This is a genomic window from Halomonas sp. TG39a (genome assembly GCF_000744395.1).
GTDB lineage: Bacteria > Pseudomonadota > Gammaproteobacteria > Pseudomonadales > Halomonadaceae > Vreelandella > Vreelandella ventosae_B.
In genome coordinates this window covers 1,113,226-1,128,705 of the sequence record NZ_JQLV01000001.1, presented here as the reverse complement: position 1 = coordinate 1,128,705, position 15,480 = coordinate 1,113,226, and the positions used below count along the sequence as shown (strand labels likewise).

Genomic DNA, 15,480 nt, shown 5'->3' with positions numbered 1-15,480 from the left:
CCTTCTCCTTTGACCTTTTCAGTCAGCGATACGCTCGTAGACCACAAAATCATAGCTTGGCTGCCCTTCAGCTGGCTGCCCTGCTACGCGCTGTACTTCTTTCCATTCGCTGGGGTCGAAGTCAGGAAACGTGGCGTCGCCTTCTACGTCTATATCCACTTCCGTTATGTAGAGCCGCTGGGCAAAGGGTAACGCCTGGCGGTATATCTCTCCGCCTCCCATGACCATGATCTCTTCTGCTGCTTCTATAGTGGCGTGCTGGTCAGCTAGTTCTAGCGCTGCAGGCAGGTCGTGGCATACGCGTACACCTTCGTGGGAAAACTCGGTGTTGCGCGTCACCACCACATTAAGCCGATTCGGCAGCGGCTTGCCAATGGATGCGTAGGTTTTACGCCCCATTACCAGCGGTTTTGCCTGGGTCATGCGTTTGAAAAACTTTAAATCTTCGGGCAGGTACCAAGGTAGCTTGCCCTCTACGCCGATCACTCGATTTTTCGCCATGGCGACGATCATTGCTACAGGCACCAGGGAGTCAAAGGTATCTTTCTGCTGGCTCATACCGCTACCTCGGCTTTGATGTGCGGGTGCGCCTCGTAAGCATCAATGTGGATATCTTCGAAACGGAATGCGAACAGATCGTCTATTTCGGGGTTAAGCACCAGTTTAGGCGCTGCTTTGGGGGTGCGCGACAGCTGTTCTTTGGCCTGCTCAAGATGATTACTGTACAGGTGGGCATCGCCTAGGGTGTGGATAAATTCGCCCGGCTTCAGGCCAGTCACTTGGGCAACCATGGTCAGCAGTAAGGCGTAGCTTGCAATATTAAACGGTACACCGAGGAAAATGTCGGCACTGCGTTGATAGAGCTGGCATGACAGCTTTCCATTGGCGACGTAGAACTGAAACAGGCAATGGCACGGCGGTAGCTGCATTTCATCGACCTGGGCTGGGTTCCAGGCCGAGACAATCAAACGCCGCGATTGGGGCGTGGTGCGAATTTGGCCAAGCACTTTGGAAATTTGGTCAACGCTGCCGCCTTTGGGATCGGGCCAACTGCGCCACTGGTAGCCGTACACGGGGCCTAGGTCGCCGTTTTCATCCGCCCACTCGTCCCAGATCCGCACGCCGTTCTCTTTTAAATAGGCGATGTTGGTGTCGCCTTTCAGGAACCACAGTAGTTCGTGAATGATAGAGCGCAGGTGGAGTTTTTTGGTGGTCAGTAGCGGAAAACCACGCGACAAATCAAAGCGCATTTGATGGCCAAACACGGAGCGGGTGCCTACGCCTGTACGGTCGTGGCGGTCAACACCATGCTCCAAAACGGTTTGCATCAGGTCTAAATAGGGTTGCTCAAGCGCGGGCGTTGTAGCAGTCACAGAATTTCCAAATTAACAGGCGATGTAGCGGTTTATTCTAGGCGCCCATAGCGGCTCGGTCTAGCGGTGCCGGCTGGTTAGCGTTATTCGACCAACCCCGGCACCGCTGCGCGCTGCTTAATTTGCGACTTTTACATCTACTGGCTGGGAACGTGACCAGGCGATGATGACTAGGCCCAGCGCAATCATCGGTAGTGAGAGCAGCATGCCCATGGTGACCCAGCCGAAGGCGATAAAGCCGATATGTGCGTCGGGCATGCGGACAAACTCGACCATGAATCGGAATACGCCGTAGCAGACTAAGAATAGCCCGGATAAAAAGCCACGGGATGTTGGCTTAGCCGAGACCCACCACAGAATAGCAAACAGTACGACGCCTTCTAACAGGGCTTCATAAAGTGCTGATGGATGACGCGCTTCAGGCCCCATACCGGGAAATGGCATGCCCCAGGGTAGCGAAGTCACGCGACCCGGTAGCTCATGATTAATAAAGTTACCGATACGCCCGGCACCTAAGCCAATTGGCACTAACGGGGCGATGAAATCGGTAAGGGTTAAAAATGCCAGCTGTTTACGACGGGCGAATATCCAGGCAGCGAGCAATACGCCGAGCAGGCCACCGTGGAAGCTCATGCCGCCATCCCATACGCGGAAGATCCAGAGCGGGTCTGCTGTCCATTGCCCTAGCCCATAAAACAGCGCGTACCCTAAACGCCCACCGGCCACGACACCGATCGCGCAATAGAAGAGTAAATCGCCGATATCGTCATTATTGAGGCCGATACGCGATGCGCGCCGACAGCCGAGCCACCAGGCCGCTACAAAACCCACAACGTACATCAGGCCATACCAATGGACTTGCAGTGGCCCTAAGGAGATTGCCACTGGGTCAATCGTTGGGTAATTAATCATTTAAACTCTCTAATCTGACCAAAGGAATTAATGAGGCCTTCTCGCGGAGGTAGGCATTTAGCAACCGTACATCGTCACCACAGGCTACCGCCACGATGCGTGCGCCAATGTCACGGGGCAATGATAAGTCGGCATGCTCAGAAAGCCACCTTTATCGTCATTTAGGCGGCGGCGCTTTAATCCTGCGCACCTGGAAACCAGCGGACAATCATATTAAGAAGAGTTTCAGGTTGATAGGGCTTGGCGAGCAGGTCATCCATACCGGCAGCTAAACAGGCATCGCGCCCGGCATTGTCGATATTGGCCGTTAACGCGACCAGCACGCTTGGACTGCCGCCACTTTTGCGCTCGTACTCGCGCCAGCGCCGGGTAGTTTCACGCCCGTCCAGAGTGGGCATAAAGATATCCATAAACACCAGATCAAAGCGGGTGTTTCTTTGGCGCTCCAACGCTTGCTCGCCGCTGCTGACGCCTTCCACCTTTAGGCCTTGGGATTCCAGCATTTGCCGCGCCAACATCAAATTGACCGGACCATCATCGACGACTAATACACGTAAATTGCGCTGGTCCCCTGTGTGCTCGCAGTCTCCCACCTCTGTTGCACTGCTTACAGCAGCTTGTCCAGCATCCTGCTCAGCACCTTGCTGAACGAGGTTCACCAATAGCGCACGGATATCCGAGACGTGCTCGTACACTTCCATGACATTTTGTCGAAAGCTATCGGTAATCTCTTTTTCAGCCATCGCACTTAAATGATCTAACAAGTTATCCGTTTCACGCTGCAGCAACGTTAAATAGCCTGATTTCAAACGCGACTCTTCCCGCGCTCTTTCGCGGCCTGCCATTAACAGTTTGAGCTGACGCTGCTGATGCTGAAGGTCGTCCAACAGGGTTTGCTCATGCTCCTGCTGGGTGTTCTTAGTCGCGGCAGTGGCTACTTGCGAGCAGTGCATGCAGCGCTCAAGACCGGCTAGCACTTCATTAACGTTGGCCAAGCGCTGAAGAGGTAGATGGGATTCGTCGGCAGCATCCGGAGGAGAACATTTATGTTCGGGTAACGAACGTGCAGCGGTGGCGCACAGGGCCTGACTATGCCGTTCAAGTTCGGTGAGTTCTTGCATAAAACGGCTATCTTTGCGCCGAGCGCGGGCTTTCACCAGCATCAGAAAGGCGCCAACGTTTAAACTACTGCCGACAAGCAGAGCCGCCATTAACCACAGCATGGTGCTCCAGGAAGCGTAACTGGGCGACATCCCCCACACCATTGCGCCAACCAACAGACAGAGCACAACTAGTGCTGCTTGTACAAGCAATAGAGGCCACAGCAGAGGCCAAACAATGGCGTTCCAAAAGTGCTCCCTTTGATAGTGCTGCATGATCTCGCCTTCCTATTAGCCGCATGGCCGCTGATAACGTGACCGCTTTAACCTTTGCGCGAACTGCCGACACTCATAAATCACCCCTTTCTGTGTGATGATTTATGCTACAAATATGATACCGATGTAAGTGTACGTCTACACTTCGTTACTGTCATGCGGCTGTTGCGTTGAACGCTCTCCACCCTTTTTGTCTACGAGTTTGTTATGTGCTTGATATCGTTTGCTTGGCAACCCGGCACACCCACGCCTTTGCGGCTGATGGGTAACCGTGATGAGTTTTATGCGCGCCCCACCGCGCCCATGGGTGAGTGGCAAGATAGCCCTGACGTTGTCGGTGGGCGTGATTTAGAGGCCGGTGGCTCATGGATGGCGGCCAGGCGTGGCGGTGTCGTGGCGGCCTTAACCAATGTGCGTGACCTGCAACTAAGTGTGCCACCCGGTGCGCCTAGCCGAGGCGAATTGGTCGCTGGTGCCTTGCAGTGTGGCAATATTGAAGCATGGTTAAGGGAGCTTAGCCAGGGAGAGGCGTTGCGCTATGCTGGCTTTAATTTATTAGTCGCAACACCACAGCGGCTTTGGCACCTGCACCGGGGCCGCGATCGCTTGGCTCTCAGCGAAGTGCCCCCCGGCGTGCATGGTTTATCCAACGCCGATCTTAACTCCCCCTGGCCAAAGCTGTTAGATGTGCGTAGGGCGCTTGAGGACGCTATTTTGCAGCCAGGATGCTGGCCAACCGCGGTTCAGCGCGCAATGCAGAACCCGCAAGAAGCGGCTGTCGAGGCATTACCGGATACCGGCGCTGGCCTTGAGCTGGAGCGCCAGCTTTCGGCGGCGTTTATAGTTGGCGAACACTACGGCACCCGCGCCACTTCGTGGCTAACCCTGGATAGCCACGGGCACATCAGAATTACCGAACAGCGCTTTGGGCCGCGGGGACGCTTTGAGGGTGAAACCACCCTGGCGCTGGCCAACGATTCGCTAGCATCAACGCTCTAGGGTTTGCCTAGTCACGGGGTGGCATCAGGTGCGACAACTGCCACTCATCCATACGCCCTTCTAAATGGGTATGCACCTGGGCAGGTGTATCCAGCTCCATCACTTCTTTGAGCAACTTCTCGGCATCGCTAAGCGGAACCCGGCGAATGGCCGCGCGCACTTTGGGCAGGCTAGGCGCATTCATGGAGAGACTGGTAAAGCCCATGGCCATGAGCAGCAACGCCCCAGCTGGGTCGCCAGCCAATTCACCGCATAGCGAAATAGGCTTTTTCAACCGCGTGGCATCGTTGGCCAGTTCAAGCAGCGCCCCCAGCAGCGCCGGGTGAAGCGCGTCGTAAAGGCTTGATACGCGCGGGTTATTGCGATCCACCGCCAGCAGGTACTGAGTGAGATCGTTGCTGCCCACTGAGAAGAAATCGACGCGTTTCGCTAGCGCATCCATTTGGTAGATAGTGGCGGGCACCTCGATCATCACGCCCACTTGGGGCCTAACGACAGTAATGCCCTCTTCACCCAATTCCAGAATGGCGCGATCCAGCAGGCGCAGCGCTTCGTCGACCTCTTCGACGTTGGTGATCATCGGGAACAGTACGTAGAGGTTATCCAGGTCGATCGAGGCTTTGAGCATGGCGCGCAGTTGCACCATCAGCACTTCCGGGTGATCCAGCGTGACGCGCATACCGCGCCAGCCTAGAAACGGATTGGCCTCTTCAATCGGGAAGTAGGGCAGGTCTTTATCACCGCCAATATCCAGGGTACGCATCACCACCGGCAGCGGCGCAAAGCCTTCAAGCTGGTCTCGATAGAGTTTGGTTTGCTCTTTTTCGCCGGGGAAGCGTTCAGTAATCATAAACGGCACTTCGGTTCGGTAGAGCCCCACCCCACCGATACGGCTTTTTAGCAACGCAGTGGCATCTACCGCCAAACCGGTATTGACCATTAGCGGCATGACGTGGCCGTCGGGTGTGGCGCTGGGCAGATCCTGTTCGTGCTCAAGCAGTTCGCTGAGCGCCTCTTCTTCGGCGATCAGACTTTCATAACGTGCCGTTAGTTCAGGCGAGGGGCGCACAAACAGTCGGCCACGGTGGCCATCTAGCACAACCGGCGCACCGCCTAGCCGCGGCAACGGCAAATCGACCATGCCCAACACCGTCGGAATGCCCATGGCGCGGGCCACAATCGCCACATGGGACGTGCTGGAGCCACGTACCGAGACCAGCCCTTTGAGCTTATCGCGAGGCACTTCGCCCAACATGGCCACGCTGATTTCATCACCGACCAAAATGGCGTTATCGGGGTAGGTTTCCGGCGTAGAGGGGGTATCTTCTTGGAGGTGGGCAAGCACCCGACGCCCCAGGTCGCGAATATCCGCTGCACGCTCACGCAGGTAGTTATCGTCTACCCGCTCCAAGTACTGGACATGGCGGCGTACTACATCGGCCAGCGCGCCGGGCGCCCACTGCCCTTCGCGAATGCGTTTCTCCACCTCATCGGCAAGCGCCGCTTCGCCGAGCATTTGTTGGTAAACATCAAACAGCGCCAGCTCCTGAGCGGAGATGCGGCTTGCCAAACGCTCGGCGGCGGCACGAATTTCGCTGCGGGTTTTGCCAATGGCTTCTTTTAGGCGGGCAACTTCATAATCCTGATCACGGGGAATCAGGTCGGGCACGCTATTTAAATCGGCAGGCGGCGTAATCACTACCGCCTCCCCCATGGCCATGCCTGGCGAAGCGGCGACACCTTTAAACATTGCCTGGCCACCGGCAAGCGCCGGGCGCAACAGGTTGCCGGTGGCCAATGCGTGGGCTAAGACCCCTGCCAGCTGCGCCGCCATGGTGACCAGAAAGGCTTCGTCTTCATCATCGTAGCGGCGCTTTTCGGCTTGCTGAACCACCAATACGCCAAGCATATGGCGCTGGTGAATAATCGGCACACCCAAAAAGCTGGAGTAGCGCTCTTCTCCGGTGGCTTCAAAATAGCGGAACTGCGGGTGGGTCTGGGCATCTTCGAGGTTCAGCGGCTCGCTGCGCTTAGCCACCAAGCCCACCAGGCCTTCGCCTAACGGCAGGACTACGCGCCCTACCGCCTGGGTGCGCAAGCCGATGGTTTCCATCAATACAAGCGACTCTAGCTCTTTATCGTAGAGATAGAAGGAGCAGACGTCGGTCTGCATCGCTTTACGAATTCGGCGTACCATCGTGGACAGCGCGGCGTCGAGGGTGCGCGCGCCGTTCACTTCCTGAATCACCCGGCGCAGCACCTCAAGCATGGACGTTTTACTTTTCACTATTATTTGCCTCGCTGAGGAATTTCCTGGCAGACTGCTGCCGCCCTACGGTGGGCAGCAGCGAATCACCCTAATCGTCATCCTGTGCCAGACGCTGAACGCGGGGAGACAACTCTCGCAGCGCGCGCCGGTATACCTCTCGCTTAAAAGGCACTACCTGCCCTAGCGGGTACCAGTAGCTCACCCACCGCCACCCATCAAATTCGGGGGTTGGGGTTGCCGTCATACAGATTTGGCTTTCCTGGCAACGGATTTTAAGTAAAAACCACTTCTGCTTCTGGCCTATACAGACCGGACGCGAATGTGTGCGAATCATACGTCGTGGCAGACGGTAGCGTAGCCAGCCCCGGGTGCAGGCAACAATATCAACATCGTCGGCGGTTAGGCCGATCTCTTCGTAAAGCTCACGAAAAAGTGCTTGTTGTGGCGTCTCGCTTGCATTGATGCCCCCCTGGGGAAATTGCCACGCATTTTGTCCTACCCGACGTGCCCAAAGCAGCTGCCCCTGGCTATTGGCAATGATGATGCCAACATTGGGGCGAAAGCCGTCAGCGTCGATCACGGACATCACCTTATAAATTTTCAGTTGTCCCCATTTTTCCACAAGGGTGACAAGCGTATCAATACAATATAACGCTAAGTGGTGAATGCTTACTTTGTATTAGCCCTATCGTTGGTGGGAATGGCAGGACGACTCTGCGATAATCCGCGTCCGCTATTTGCCTTACTAGCGTCTTTTAAGCACGACAGATACACCACTACTAACCACTGACTAAAAAAGGGGAGCGCCGTGAGTCTGGCCATTTTCGATTTGGATAATACGCTGCTATCCATCGACAGCGATCATGCCTGGGGCGAGTTTTTACTCGAACAAGGGGCAGTCGACCCGGTGGCTTACCGGGAAGCCAACGAGCGCTTTATGGCCGATTACAACGCGGGCACTCTGGATATGGCGGCCTTTTTGGAAATGGCGCTTAAACCGCTGGCCGATAATTCACCTGAACAGCTTTCGGCGTGGCATCAGCAGTTTATGGTCAGCAAAATCGAGCCTAATATTCTGCCCAAAGCGGAAGAGCTGCTTGCGCGCCACCGTACCAAAGGCGATACGCTGCTGATTATTACCGCCACCAACCGCTTTATTACCGCGCCCATTGCCGAACGCCTGGGTGTGGATCACTTAATTGCGGTGAATCCGGAAGTCAAAGAGGGCCGCTACACGGGGCGCGTTTCGGGCATTCCCAGCTACCGCGAAGGCAAAGTCACCCGCTTGGAAAAGTGGCTGGAAGGTCAAGACCTTACCATGGAAGGCGCCTGGTTCTACAGCGACTCGCACAATGATTTGCCGCTGTTAGAAATAGTCGAGCACCCCGTCGCCGTCGACCCCGACGACACCCTGCGCGAAGTTGCCAAAGAGCGTCAGTGGCGGATCATGAGTTTGCGGGATTGAGTTGGTGAATCGTGAATCGTGAATCGTGAATCGTGAATCGTGAATCGTGAATCGTGAATCGTGAATCGTGAATCGTGAATCGTCAGGAGTATAGGTCTCATCAACATATCCCGAAGGTTGGATTAAAGTGTCCAACTTTCGGGGGTCAGTTCAGGAGGCGGCGGAACGGCGCCCAGTGGCGTCACACCATATCTGGCAACGCTGCGCGCTTAAGCTACTTTTTGTGCACGCGTTTCCAACATTGCGGCAATACTCAAATGGTAATCAATATCTGGCCACTCTATGCCTGTGGCGTCACAAATAAATTGGTAATGCCGCAGCACCTTAACAGAGGCCTGCTCAAGCTCAGGATACCAGTTCATAGGTGTTGAGATACGCCTCCCATCGCTCAGCTCGACATGGAGGTAATGGTCATCAAAATGGACTTCTTTACCTGCTAAACCAGTCATTCCAAGTCTCCAAAAATTGCTGTTTATGCGAGCTAATCAACTCAAGGCACTCCTTGAGTTCCTGCTTCTTTAATGATGAATAAACCACGACTTCAGTCTCAATCTCAACTTTAGCCCAGCCATCTGACTTCATCACATGCACATGGGGTGGAGGGTGTTCATTGGCGTAAAAAAAGAACTTGAAGCCTTTTTCATTTAGTAACGTTGGCACTTCAATTACCTCTGCCTGTGAGACTAGAAGCATAGCAACCCCTAGCCATACCGTCACTTGCAAAGCCCCAGGCGAATCTCGGCAATAAAAAACCCCGTAAGCATCACGCTTACGGGGTTTGGCTTTGACTGGCGCTTATCTAAAAGCGTCAGCGGGCGCGTTTAGCCGAGCAGGTGCTCGACCGCGGCACGCTCTTCGCGCAGTTCTTTCTCGGTGGCTTTCATCTTCTCTTGGCTGAATTCGTCAATTTCGAAGCCTTGAACGATTTCATACTTGCCACCCTGGCAACGTACCGGGTAGGAGTAGATGATGCCTTCTTCGATGCCGTAGCTGCCGTCAGACGGAATCGCCATGCTGACGATGCCTTTGGAACCCAGCGCCCAGTCGTGCATGTGGTCGATGGCTGAAGAAGCAGCAGAGGCGGCAGAAGAGGCGCCACGTGCTTTGATGATCGCCGCGCCGCGCTGCTGCACGGTGGGGATAAAGTCATTTTCGTACCAGTCGCGCTCAACCAGATCGAACGCTGCTTTGCCGTCGACTTTGCACTGGGCAAGATCCGGGTACTGGGTGGCACTGTGGTTGCCCCAGATGATCATGTTTTCAACGTCAGTGACGTGCTTACCGGTTTTCTGTGCCAGCTGGGTCAGGGCGCGGTTGTGATCCAAACGCGTCATGGCGGTGAACTGACCTGCGTCCAGATCCGGCGCGTTGCAGGAAGCAATTAGCGCGTTGGTGTTGGCGGGGTTGCCGACCACCAGCACTTTCACATCACGGCTGGCGTGATCGTTCAATGCTTTACCTTGAACAGAGAAGATTGCTGCGTTGGCTTCCAGCAGATCTTTACGCTCCATACCCGGGCCACGCGGACGCGCACCTACTAGCAGGGCAAAGTCAGCGTCTTTAAAGGCAGTGTTTGGGTCGTCGGTGGCAACGATGTCTTGCACCAGCGGGAAGGCACAGTCGTTAACTTCCATTACCACGCCATTCAGGGCGTCCATTGCCTGGGGAATTTCCAGCAGCTGGAGAATGACGGGTTGATCCGGCCCCAGCATGTCGCCAGCGGCGATGCGGAAAATGAGAGAGTAGCTGATCTGACCGGCACCGCCGGTAATCGCAATACGTACTGGATCTTTCATCATTGCTCCTTGATTGGTTCGCCTAGGGATGGTTCTCGCCTGAGGAGTGGCTTAACAGAACTCAAGACGCAAAGATGGTATGCCCAGCCGGACAAAAACTCAATCAGACATGAGACTACTTGCCATTTGACACACAAGCTTTCCTTCCATTGGCGTGCTACTCGCTGAAAAGGTTGAGTTGCGCTATGGTATCTTCGGCTTTATGCCCCTCCTTTCTTGTTTTGCTAAGGACATGGACGCTCCATGCGAAGAATCCCGTTTTCTTATGCCCTAGCTAGCCTACTGGTGCTGGCACTAGTGATATGGCTCGCTTTTGGTAATTTTCAGCGCTTTCAAACCACGCCTCCTGACGCCCCCGATCAAATCGAAGCGGGTTCGCGGGTCGAAATTGTCGTGCAGCAGAGCACACCGTTTATTCCCCAGCAGATTATTCAAGGCCAGTTGACTGCCGAGCGTGAAACCACCCTGCGCGCCAACGTAGCGGGCTTTGTAGACGAGAAGCCGGTGGCCCAAGGTAGCCGCGTTGAGGCGGGCGATACGCTGTTGGTCATTGATAACGACGCTTTGCCCGAGCAGTTGCAGCAGGCCCGTGACGAGCTAGCAGTTGCCGAGGCGGAATATGCCGGGGCACGCAACCTGCGCCAGCGGGAACTGATCTCCCAGCCAGAGCTACTGCGCCTGCAGAGCGCGCTAAGCGCCAGCGCTGCCTCGGTGGCTCAGCTGCAGAATCAACTGGATGACAGCCGCCCCACCGCGCCTTTTGATGGGGTGCTTAACCGCGTACAGGTGGAACTGGGCGACTTGCTGCAGCCCGGCGAGGAGTGGGGCCAGTTGGTCGACGACCGCCGCTTGAAAGGCGCTGCCTGGGTCTCTCAGCAGCAGGTGGGTGATTTAAGCGTAGGCCTGCCGGTGACTGCACGACTGCTGAACGGTGACCACCTGGAGGGTGAACTGACCTTTATTAGCCACCGCGCCGAAGAGGCCACGCGCAGTTTTTATATTGAAGCGACGCTGGATAATCCGGCCGGTAAGCGTTTAGCAGGTGGCAGCGCCGAGCTGACCATCACCCTCCCCCCGCGCCAAGTGCATACCCTTTCGCCTGCGCTGCTGAGCTTGAATAGCGAAGGCCAACTGGCGGTCAAGCATCTGGATGACAACGATCAGGTACAGCAGACCGCTGTGGAACTGGTAAGTGCCGATACCCAGCGCGCCTACGTGACTGGCCTGGCCGACCCGCTTCGCCTGATCACCCTGGGCGCAGGCATGGTCAACGTTGGCGAAACGGTCAGCCCAGTAATGACTGAAGAGGCCACCATTTCACAACCGTCACCCGGCCAGGATAGCGTCCATGCGCCAGTTGATTAATGCGGCGCTAGCCCACACCCGTACGACGTTATTGCTGTTGGTGAGCCTGCTGCTGGCAGGCATCACTGCTTGGCAGATGATCCCCAAGGAAGCCAACCCCGACGTTACCATTCCGATGATTTACGTCTCGCTGTCGCTGGAGGGCGTTAGCCCCGAAGATGGCGAGCGGCTGCTGATTCGCCCCATGGAGCAGGAGCTGCGTGGCATCGAGGGGCTGCGTAAGTTCACCGCTCAATCCAGCGAAGGCCATGGCTCAATCACGCTGGAATTCGACCCTGGCTTTGACCCCGACACCGCACTGACCGACGTGCGCGACCGGGTGGATATTGCCCGCAGCGAGCTGCCTTCAGAAGCGGATGAGCCGCGGGTGATGGAGGTTAATGTATCGGAGTTTCCGGTGTTGACCATCGGCCTTTCGGGGCAGTTGGACACCCGGGAACGAATGTCGATTGCCCGGCGCCTGCAGGAAGAGATCGAAGGCATCGCCGATGTACTGGAAGTCGACATCGCCGGTGAGCGGGAAGACTTGCTGGAAATCGTCGTTGATCCGCTGGTGCTGGAGAGCTACGGGGTCGATTTTGATGCGTTGTTTAATCAGGTATCGCGCAATAACCGCTTGGTGGCAGCGGGTAGCTTGGATACCGGCGCGGGGCGCCTGGCGTTAAAAGTCCCCGGCATTATTGAGTCCCTTGAGGACGTCATGAATATGCCGGTCAAGGTCGATGAGGATCGCGTGGTCACTTTTGGCGATGTGGCGTGGATCAACCCCACATATAAAGAGCCGGAAGGCTTCGCCCGCATTGATGGCCAGCCCGCGGTGGTGCTGGAAATTTCCAAACGCGCGGGGGCGAATATTATCGCCACCATTGGCGCGGTACGTGAACGATTGGCCGAAGCCGATGACCTGCTTCCCGAGCAGTTACGTTTCACCACCATTCTGGATGAGTCGACCACCGTGGAGAATATGCTCTCCGAGCTACTCAACAACGTGCTGACTGCCGTGGTGCTGGTGCTGATCGTGGTGGTCGCGGCCATGGGCTGGCGCATGGCGCTGTTAGTCGGGCTTACCATTCCCGGCGCGTTTTTAACCGGCATCCTGCTGGTGTGGGCATTCGGTTTTACGCTCAATATCGTGGTGCTGTTCGCGCTGATTCTGGTGGCGGGCATGCTAGTGGATGGCGCGATCGTGGTCAGCGAGCTTGCTGATCGCCATTTACGTGATGGTCAAACACCCCATCAGGCGTGGCTTAACGCGGCTTCGCGCATGAGCTGGCCGGTCATCGCCTCCACCGCCACTACGCTCGCGGTGTTTATTCCCCTGCTGTTCTGGCCCGGCGTGGTCGGCCAGTTTATGAAGTACCTGCCCGCCACGGTGATTTTGTGCCTTTTAGCATCGTTGGCCATGGCGCTGGTGTTTTTGCCCACGCTGGGGCGCTTGTTTACGCGCTCGGAGGCCAAACAAACAGACGCGACACATGCAGATAGCAACCATGAGGAAGAAGCGACGACGTCGTTTGGGCGGGGTTATCGCCATCTATTGTCCAGGCTACTCAAGCACCCTGCCTGGGTACTGCTGGTGACGGTGCTGTTAATGGCGCTGCTATATACCGGCTATGCACGCTTCAACCACGGCGTCGACTTCTTCCCCAGCGTGGAACCTGACAGCGCCCAGGTGCTGGTGCGCGCCCGGGGCGATTTTTCTGCCGTCGAGACCGATGCCATCGTTCAGCGGGTGGAAGCGCAGCTATCTGGCATGAGCGAAGTGAGGGCGCTGTATGCGCGTTCGTTTGCAGTGCCCAACGAACAGATGGGCAATGACGTGATCGGCATGCTGCAGTTCCAGTTTATCGACTGGCATGAGCGCCGTCCCGCCCAGGCTATTTTGGACGATATGGCCGAGCGTGCAGGGGATATTCCCGGTATTACGCTGGAGTTTCAGGAGCAGGAGATGGGCCCTGGCGGCGGCAAACCGATTGTGCTGGAAGTGAGCGCCACGAATCCTGACGTTGCCGATGCAGGGGTTAACCAACTTACCCAGTTAATGCGCGAGCTGGGTGGTTTTACCGACATTCAGGATAACCGCAGTCTGCCCGGCGTGGAGTGGCAGGTTAACGTGGACCGGGAAGCCGCGGCGCGCATGGGCACCGATGTCACCACTATTGGCAGCGCGGTACAACTGCTTACTACCGGCCTTCAGGTAGCGAGCTATCGGCCGCCGGAAGTCAGCGATGAAGTGGATATCCGCGTGCGTCTGCCGCAAAACTGGCGTTCACTGGATCAACTCGAGCGCTTGACGATCAATACCCAGCGGGGCCAGGTGCCCATCTCGCATTTTGTGACCCTGGAACCGGCACCTAAAGTCGGTACGCTCAACCGCATTGATGGCCGACGCGCCATTACGATAGACGCCGACCTTGCCCCCGGCTATCTCGCTGATGAGCGCCTGGGTGCCCTGCTGGAAGCTGGCAGCGACAGCCTGCCTGACGGCTTAATGGTTAATGTGGCCGGAGAGCAGGAGGATCAACAGGAATCGATGCAGTTCCTGGCCAGCGCGTTCTTGATTGCTATCGGTTTGATGGCGCTGATTCTGGTCACGCAATTCAATAGCTTCTATCAGGCGGGCTTGGTGCTGTCGGCGATTGTGTTCTCTACCGCCGGGGTGCTGATGGGTCTGCTGATCACCGGTCAGGCGTTCGGCATTGTCATGGTGGGAATGGGGGTGATTGCTCTGGCGGGCATTGTGGTTAATAACAATATCGTCTTGATCGATACCTACAACGAGCTACGCGGCCAGGGTATGACACCCGGCGAGGCGGCGCTGGAAGCGGGCTGTTTACGCCTGCGCCCGGTGCTATTAACGGCGATTACCACGGTGCTGGGGTTAATGCCAATGGTGCTGGGGATCAATGTAGACCTCTTCACCCCTGCCCTGGGTTTCAATGCCCCTTCTGCCCAGTGGTGGACGCAGATGTCGAGCGCCATCGCCGGGGGGCTCACCTTCGCCACCGCGCTAACGCTGCTACTCACGCCGTGTATGTTGGTGATTGGAGGTAAATTACGGCGCAGGGGGTGAAGGGTGAAGGGTGAGGGGTGAGGGGGAGTTGGAATGGCAGAGGCGCCGCGTGGCGGCGCCTGTTTAATAGCGGGCTTAAGCGGGAGCTTTGTTGTGCTCAGGGCTGTGGGCGGCATGTAAGCGCGCGATTAGCTGGTCTTCCAGGGCAAAGCGTTCGGTGAGGCCGCGGGCTAGGCGGTCGATCCAGGCAGGCAGGCGGGCAATATTTTGCTCGCAGCTAAGCGTGGAGCCAAAATCGGTATCAAACTCCAATACCATCTCGGTGGACATTTCTAAACGTTCGAGCAATTTTTCCGCAATGACAAGCGCGCTTTCATCACCAAAGGCCTGAGCCTCTTCTGAAAGCTGCGGATAGATCTCAAAGTGTCCGGCGCTGATGTAATCCATCAACTGCTCACTGAAGGTATCGATGGGTGCTTTGCTCACCGCTTCCAGTTCAGCATCACACGCTTCTTTTAGCTCAATAAAGCTGACCAATAGATGACGACGTTGATCCAGCCAGCGGTCGATCAACGTATGCACGCCACCCCAGCGCTCCAGGGCATTTTTGCAATCTTCGAGCATGGGGCTTTCTCCTTAAACTTACCTTTTGACTAAGCAACTTTTAACGACACTACTTTTGACTGTGCTTAGCCGCTCAGAACAACGGTAGGCCTAGGTTCGCGCCTCCTCTTACCGCTGTCAATCCCAGCGGGTACGGTTTCTTTGGTACTTAACGTTCACTGCTAATAACGCTTTTGAATACGCCGCATAAACACTGCTCTCAAGCGGCTAGCGCTAGCATTACATTAATTATATTTATGCTCTCAACTTCCGGTCGCCATTGCGTGTAAAGGCGGCTGTCGGGTCTCA

Annotated in this window: 14 protein-coding genes; 4 read left to right on the top strand and 10 right to left on the bottom strand. The window is 56.1% G+C overall.

The features are described from left to right. Positions 1 to 18 precede the first annotated feature (18 nt). The 4 genes from U738_RS04975 to U738_RS04960 form a co-directional block, all read right to left on the bottom strand. A complete protein-coding gene (locus tag U738_RS04975; protein ID WP_035577928.1) occupies positions 19 to 558 on the bottom strand; it encodes a dihydrofolate reductase in 540 nt (179 codons plus the stop codon). Next, entirely contained in the window at positions 555 to 1,373 is an 819-nt protein-coding gene (locus U738_RS04970) for a thymidylate synthase (protein ID WP_035577926.1), read from the bottom strand. The genes U738_RS04975 and U738_RS04970 overlap by 4 nt, the downstream gene beginning before the upstream one ends. Before the next feature lie 117 nt (positions 1,374 to 1,490). Continuing rightward, positions 1,491 to 2,285 carry a prolipoprotein diacylglyceryl transferase gene (gene lgt / locus U738_RS04965; RefSeq protein WP_035555440.1) on the bottom strand — a complete coding sequence of 265 codons (795 nt, stop codon included), beginning with the start codon at positions 2,283 to 2,285 and terminating at the stop codon, positions 1,491 to 1,493. A gap of 176 nt (positions 2,286 to 2,461) precedes the next feature. Continuing rightward, the gene (locus U738_RS04960; protein ID WP_035577924.1) at positions 2,462 to 3,661 is read right to left on the bottom strand and encodes a response regulator; all 1,200 of its coding nucleotides are present in this window, start codon (positions 3,659 to 3,661) and stop codon (positions 2,462 to 2,464) included. Positions 3,662 to 3,868: 207 nt separating this feature from the next. On the opposite strand from U738_RS04960, the gene U738_RS04955 reads away from it, so the two are divergent. Beyond that, positions 3,869 to 4,660, top strand: a complete 792-nt coding sequence (locus U738_RS04955; RefSeq protein WP_035577923.1) for an NRDE family protein — start codon at positions 3,869 to 3,871, stop codon at positions 4,658 to 4,660. A 7-nt stretch (positions 4,661 to 4,667) separates the two neighbouring features. Here the strand turns inward: U738_RS04955 and ptsP are convergent, their stop codons facing one another. Together ptsP and rppH are read right to left on the bottom strand one after the other, a co-directional pair. Continuing rightward, positions 4,668 to 6,929 carry a phosphoenolpyruvate--protein phosphotransferase gene (gene ptsP / locus U738_RS04950; RefSeq protein ID WP_035577921.1) on the bottom strand — a complete coding sequence of 754 codons (2,262 nt, stop codon included), beginning with the start codon at positions 6,927 to 6,929 and terminating at the stop codon, positions 4,668 to 4,670. A gap of 88 nt (positions 6,930 to 7,017) precedes the next feature. Further along, positions 7,018 to 7,509: an RNA pyrophosphohydrolase gene (gene rppH, locus U738_RS04945; protein ID WP_022519684.1), complete on the bottom strand. Its 492-nt coding sequence runs from the start codon at positions 7,507 to 7,509 to the stop codon at positions 7,018 to 7,020. A 228-nt stretch (positions 7,510 to 7,737) separates the two neighbouring features. Here rppH and U738_RS04940 point away from each other — a divergent pair, with 228 nt between their 5' ends. Then, the gene (locus U738_RS04940) at positions 7,738 to 8,394 is read left to right on the top strand and encodes an HAD family hydrolase (protein ID WP_035577919.1); all 657 of its coding nucleotides are present in this window, start codon (positions 7,738 to 7,740) and stop codon (positions 8,392 to 8,394) included. A gap of 209 nt (positions 8,395 to 8,603) precedes the next feature. On the opposite strand, the gene U738_RS04935 is transcribed toward U738_RS04940, so the two are convergent. The 3 genes from U738_RS04935 to U738_RS04925 all read right to left on the bottom strand — a co-directional run bounded on the left by U738_RS04935 (position 8,604) and on the right by U738_RS04925 (position 10,190). Next, a complete protein-coding gene (locus tag U738_RS04935) occupies positions 8,604 to 8,843 on the bottom strand; it encodes a DUF2442 domain-containing protein (RefSeq protein ID WP_035577917.1) in 240 nt (79 codons plus the stop codon). Then, positions 8,824 to 9,087 carry a DUF4160 domain-containing protein gene (locus U738_RS04930; protein ID WP_200882482.1) on the bottom strand — a complete coding sequence of 88 codons (264 nt, stop codon included), beginning with the start codon at positions 9,085 to 9,087 and terminating at the stop codon, positions 8,824 to 8,826. Before U738_RS04930 ends, U738_RS04935 begins: the two co-directional genes overlap by 20 nt. A gap of 128 nt (positions 9,088 to 9,215) precedes the next feature. Continuing rightward, entirely contained in the window at positions 9,216 to 10,190 is a 975-nt protein-coding gene (locus U738_RS04925) for a malate dehydrogenase (RefSeq protein ID WP_035577915.1), read from the bottom strand. A gap of 243 nt (positions 10,191 to 10,433) precedes the next feature. On the opposite strand from U738_RS04925, the gene U738_RS04920 reads away from it, so the two are divergent. Together U738_RS04920 and U738_RS04915 are read left to right on the top strand one after the other, a co-directional pair. After that, positions 10,434 to 11,555, top strand: a complete 1,122-nt coding sequence (locus U738_RS04920) for an efflux RND transporter periplasmic adaptor subunit (protein ID WP_035577913.1) — start codon at positions 10,434 to 10,436, stop codon at positions 11,553 to 11,555. Further along, positions 11,539 to 14,628 (top strand): efflux RND transporter permease subunit, encoded by a 3,090-nt coding sequence (locus U738_RS04915; RefSeq protein WP_035577911.1) that lies wholly within the window; start codon positions 11,539 to 11,541, stop codon positions 14,626 to 14,628. Before U738_RS04920 ends, U738_RS04915 begins: the two co-directional genes overlap by 17 nt. A gap of 75 nt (positions 14,629 to 14,703) precedes the next feature. Here the strand turns inward: U738_RS04915 and U738_RS04910 are convergent, their stop codons facing one another. After that, positions 14,704 to 15,192, bottom strand: a complete 489-nt coding sequence (locus tag U738_RS04910; RefSeq protein ID WP_035577908.1) for an Rsd/AlgQ family anti-sigma factor — start codon at positions 15,190 to 15,192, stop codon at positions 14,704 to 14,706. Between the last annotated feature and the right edge of the window lie 288 nt (positions 15,193 to 15,480).